Below are 4,848 nucleotides of genomic sequence, written 5' to 3'. Positions count from 1 at the left end.
AGAGAGAGCTGATCATCGGGGACCGCCAGACCGGGAAAACCTCCATCGCGGTCGACACCATCTTAAACCAAAAGGGGAAGGACTGCATCTGCGTCTATGTCGCGATCGGGCAGAAGGAGAGCACGATCGCTTCTCTCGTTGACAATCTGAAAAAGCATGATGCGATGGACTACTGCTGCATCATGGCGGCGACGGCGGCGGATCCCGCCTCGATTCAGTATATCGCGCCCTACTCGGCGACCTCTCTTTCGGAGTATTTCATGGAGAAGGGGAAGGATGTCCTGATCGTCTATGATGATCTCTCAAAGCACGCCGTGGCCTACCGCGCGCTTTCTCTGCTCCTTGGGAGGGCGCCGGGGCGGGAGGCCTATCCCGGGGATGTCTTCTATCTGCACTCCAGACTGCTGGAGAGATCCTGCCGGCTGAGCGAGGAGCACGGCGGCGGCTCCATCACGGCCCTCCCCATTATCGAGACGCTGGACGGAGACGTCTCCGCCTATATCCCGACGAATGTCATCTCCATCACGGACGGACAGATTTTCCTGGAGAGCAGTCTCTTCTTCTCCGGGCAGCGCCCCGCAGTCAATGTGGGCCTCTCCGTCTCCCGGGTCGGAGGCGCGGCGCAGGCAAAGGCCATGAAGAAGGCCTCCGGCTCACTCCGGATCGACCTTGCGCAGTACCGGGAGATGGCGGTCTTTACCCAGTTCTCCTCGGATCTCGATGAGGGAACGAAGGAGCAGCTCGCCCAGGGGAAGATTTTGATGGAGCTTTTAAAGCAGCCGCTGGGGCATCCGATGTCTCTCTCCGAGCAGGTGATCACCCTGGTCGTCGCCTTGAATAAGCGCCTGCTCTTTTTGGAGAGCGGAGAGGTAAAGGACTATCAGGCGAAGCTCCTCCGGCATTTTTCGGAGAAGTATCCGGAGATCGGAAGGAATATCGAGATCTCGGGACTTCTTTCGGAGGACAGCGAGAAAAAGATTCTGGAGATCGAGGAGGAGTACCGAAAGCTCTATACGAAGGAAGCGGGGAAGGAGGCACAGCTTGCCCACGACGCGGGAACTTAGGGACAGGATCAGCAGCATCGACAATACGATGAAGATCACCAACGCGATGTATCTGATCTCCTCTACCAAGATGAGGAAGGCCAGGGCGGAGCTTCTGTCGACGGAGCCCTACTTCTATACACTTCAGTCCATGATCGCCCGCATCATAAGGCATCTGCCGCCGGACTACAGTCATCCTTATCTCGACTTCCGGAAGAAGGTGCTCCGGGGAGAGGGAAGGACCGCGGTGCTCTGCATCACGGCGGACAAGGGCCTCGCCGGGGCCTATAATCACAATGTCCTTAAGATGGCGGAGGAGACTTTGAGCCGGCACGGAAACTCCAAGCTCTTCGTCGTCGGGGAGATGGGAAGGGTCTACTTCCACTCGAAGAATCGGGAGATCGAGGAGCAGTTCCATTATACGGCGCAGAACCCGACCCTCCACCGCGCCAGGATGATCACGATGCGGATGATGGAGCTCTTTGAGGATCGGGAGATCGATGAGCTCTATATCGTCTATACGAGGATGAAGAATTCTCTCGAGATGGAGACCTGCGTCAATCAGCTCCTCCCCCTGGACAAGCTGCATAAGGAGATCTTCACGGGGAACCCGGTGAGCGCAAACTATGAGGCCTTCAACATCTTCCCCTCCCCGGATGCGGTGATCGAAAATATCATTCCGGACTATATCAACGGCTTCATCTACAGCGCGCTCGTAGAGTCCTTCTGCTCGGAGCAGAACTCGCGCATGACCTCGATGGACGCGGCGAACCGGAATGGAAGCAGGCTGAAGCAGCAGCTTAAGACGCTCTACAACAGGGTGAGGCAGGCTAAGATCACACAGGAGATCACGGAGGTCGCCGCCGGGGCGAGGGCGCAGCAGAGGGCGAAGGCGAAGAGAAGAAGCCGGGGCGGAACGAGAGTCCGGCCCTGAGACGGAAGAGGGAAAGGGAAAGCATGCAGACGGGAAAAATCGTTCAGGTTATGGGACCGGTCGTGGATGTGGAGTTTGAAAAGGGCCCCCTTCCGACCATCAGAACCGCCATGGAGGTGGATAACCATGGGGTGAGGGCTGTGATGGAGACAGCGGAGCATCTCGGGGAGAATGTCGTCCGCTGCATCATGCTCTCTCCCTCCGAGGGACTGGAGCGAGATATGCCGGTGAAGTCCCTCGGAAAGGGCATCAGCGTCCCCGTTGGGGAGAAGACCCTCGGAAGGCTCTTCAATGTCCTCGGGGAGACCATCGATAAAAAGGAGGAGATCCTCGGAGCGGAGAGCTGGGAGATCCACAGGAAGCCCCCCTCCTTTGTGGATCAAAGCCCGGTGCAGGAGGTCCTGGAGACCGGGATCAAGGTCATCGACCTCCTCGCGCCCTATGCAAAGGGCGGGAAGGTCGGACTCTTCGGAGGGGCCGGCGTGGGGAAGACCGTCCTCATTCAGGAGCTCATCCGGAATGTGGCGACAGAGCACGGCGGCTACTCCATCTTTACCGGAGTGGGGGAGAGATCCCGGGAGGGAAACGATCTCTACACCGAGATGACGGCGTCCGGCGTCATCAAAAATACTGCGCTGGTCTTCGGGCAGATGAACGAATCCCCCGGGGCGAGGATGCGGGTCGCGGAGACGGGGCTCACGATGGCGGAGTATTTTCGGGATGTAGAGCACAAGGACGTGCTTCTCTTCATCGACAATATCTTCCGCTTTGTCCAGGCGGGATCGGAGGTATCCTCTCTGCTCGGCCGCATGCCTTCCGCCGTCGGCTACCAGCCGACTCTCGCAACGGAGATGGGACAGCTCCAGGAGCGGATCGCCTCCACAAGGCAGGGCTCCGTCACCTCGGTGCAGGCGGTCTATGTCCCCGCGGACGATCTGACGGATCCGGCACCTGCGACGACCTTCGCCCATCTGGATGCGACCACCGTTCTCTCCCGGAAGATCGTGGAGCAGGGCATCTATCCGGCCGTGGACCCGCTGGAATCCTCCTCCCGGATCCTGGAGGAGGATATCGTCGGGAAGGAGCACTACGAGACCGCGCAGGCCGTACTCCGGAGCCTTCAGAAATACAGGGAGCTCCAGGATATCATCGCGATTCTCGGCATGGAGGAGCTCTCGGAGGAGGATAAGATGCTCGTCTACCGGGCGAGGAAGCTGAGAAACTTCCTCTCGCAGCCATTCTTCGTCGGGGAGCAGTTCACCGGAGTCGCGGGGCGCTATGTGCCGCTTAAAGATACGATCCGGGGCTTTAAGGCCATCATTGACGGAGAGATGGATGACTTCCCCGAGGCCGCCTTTTTCAATGTCGGCGATATCGAGGATGTGAAGAAGAAGGCGGAGACGATCCATGGCTAAGACAGCGGAGTTTTTCAGCCTGAAGGTCATTGCGACGAATAAGGTATTTTACGACGGCAAGGCGCGCTATCTCAATGTCCGGACGCTGGATGGGGAGATCGCCTTCATGGCACATCACGCGCCGATTGTCGTGGCGGTGGAGGTCGGGACGCTGGACGTCCAAAAGGATGACGGAAGCTGGGCCCATGTCGAGGTCGGAAAGGGCATCCTCCAGTTTGCGAATAACCGCCTGACACTCCTCGTCGACACTCTGGAGCGCCCCGAGGAGATCGATGTGAGGAGGGCGGAGGAGGCGAGGCAGAGAGCGGAGGAGAGACTTAGGCAGAAGCAGAGCGTGCAGGAGTACAAGATGTCTCAGGCCGCTCTCGCAAGAGCGCTGAGCCGGCTCGAATTCTCAAAAAAGCATTATATCTGATTGCGGGGAGAATCCCGGAACGGATGTTTTTCAGGAGGGAAAATGAATATCAATCAGAAGAAGACAATCACAACGATCATTGTGGCGATACTGGTAGCGGTCATGATCATCGGGATGGTTCTCCCCGGAGTGCTCACAATATTTCGCTGAGCGGCGAAGGCGCATATCGTGACGGAGATGCGGGCGGGGCAGGAGCTTCTGCTGATCGGTATTCCGGGGCTCCTCGGAACGAGGACGCTCCTTGAGAGCCGGGAAGCGGAGCTTTGCCGCCGCTTTTCACGGCGCTATCTCCGGGAGGAGCGGAGGAAGCTGGAGAGGCTTCCGCTCCTTTCCTTTCGGGAGGACAGGATCATGGCATGCGGGCTTCTCCTTCACAGGAAGGACAGAAGAGCGGTCACTCTCTCTGAGAAGGATCTCATCGCGAAGGAGAACGCGGGGGAGATCTTTCCCGGGGAGCTTTTGGACCTGATCCCCGGCTATGCGAAGGATTATGGCCTCTCCGCCCTCATTCCGGTAGAGGACGGCGGTGTGCTTGACGCAATATGGAGACTTTGTGAGGGCAAAAAGGGCGGGCGAAGCTTCGGCTGCCGTTTTTCCTATGGGAAAATCCCCTTCCTTTCCTTGAGCATTGAGCTTTGTGAGCTCTTTTCGCAAAATCCCTTCCGCCTTCCCTCCGGAAACTGCTGCCTCATGGCTTTGGAAAGAGGCTATGCCCTCTCTGAAAAGCTGGGGCAGTGCGGCGTCCGCTCCTCCGTGATCGGATCCCTCAGCGAGGACCGGAAGCGTCTTAGGACAGACGGCATCGCAGCCTCCTTCCTCACAAAAGGGGAAGTGCCAAATCCCCTTTCGGGACGATAAAAAGACAAAAATGGAGATAAAAAGCATAAGAGGACAGAAGTCGGAAAACAGTACAAGTGCAGCATAAGCGGCACAAATCGACTTGCTTAGAAGGACGAATTTCAGTACAATGATATCACAAGCGTCGAAGCCCGCTCCCGGTCCTTCACGCTTGCGGGAAGGACCGGGAGCGGGCTTCAGACG

Annotated in this window: 5 protein-coding genes; all 5 read left to right on the top strand. The window is 58.0% G+C overall.

What is annotated here, in order from left to right:
• A partial coding sequence (atpA, locus tag HMPREF1986_RS05235) for a F0F1 ATP synthase subunit alpha (RefSeq protein ID WP_021773739.1) occupies window positions 1-1,064 on the top strand: 1,064 nt, incomplete at its 5' end.
• Entirely contained in the window at window positions 1,042-1,977 is a 936-nt protein-coding gene (atpG, locus tag HMPREF1986_RS05230) for an ATP synthase F1 subunit gamma (RefSeq protein ID WP_036599433.1), read from the top strand. The genes atpA and atpG, both read left to right, overlap by 23 nt.
• Window positions 1,978-2,000: 23 nt before the next feature.
• Window positions 2,001-3,392, top strand: coding sequence for a F0F1 ATP synthase subunit beta (atpD, locus tag HMPREF1986_RS05225; protein ID WP_021773737.1), 1,392 nt, complete (start codon window positions 2,001-2,003; stop codon window positions 3,390-3,392).
• Window positions 3,385-3,807, top strand: a complete 423-nt coding sequence (atpC, locus tag HMPREF1986_RS05220) for an ATP synthase F1 subunit epsilon (RefSeq protein ID WP_021773736.1) — start codon at window positions 3,385-3,387, stop codon at window positions 3,805-3,807. The genes atpD and atpC overlap by 8 nt, the downstream gene beginning before the upstream one ends.
• A 168-nt stretch (window positions 3,808-3,975) precedes the next feature.
• The gene (locus HMPREF1986_RS05215) at window positions 3,976-4,665 is read left to right on the top strand and encodes a hypothetical protein (RefSeq protein WP_051273879.1); all 690 of its coding nucleotides are present in this window, start codon (window positions 3,976-3,978) and stop codon (window positions 4,663-4,665) included.
• The last annotated feature ends 183 nt before the right edge of the window (window positions 4,666-4,848 follow it).

The organism is Oribacterium sp. oral taxon 078 str. F0263 (assembly GCF_000469565.1).
In the GTDB taxonomy this organism is placed as follows: domain Bacteria; phylum Bacillota; class Clostridia; order Lachnospirales; family Lachnospiraceae; genus Oribacterium.
This window is presented reverse-complemented; position numbering and strand designations above follow the sequence as displayed.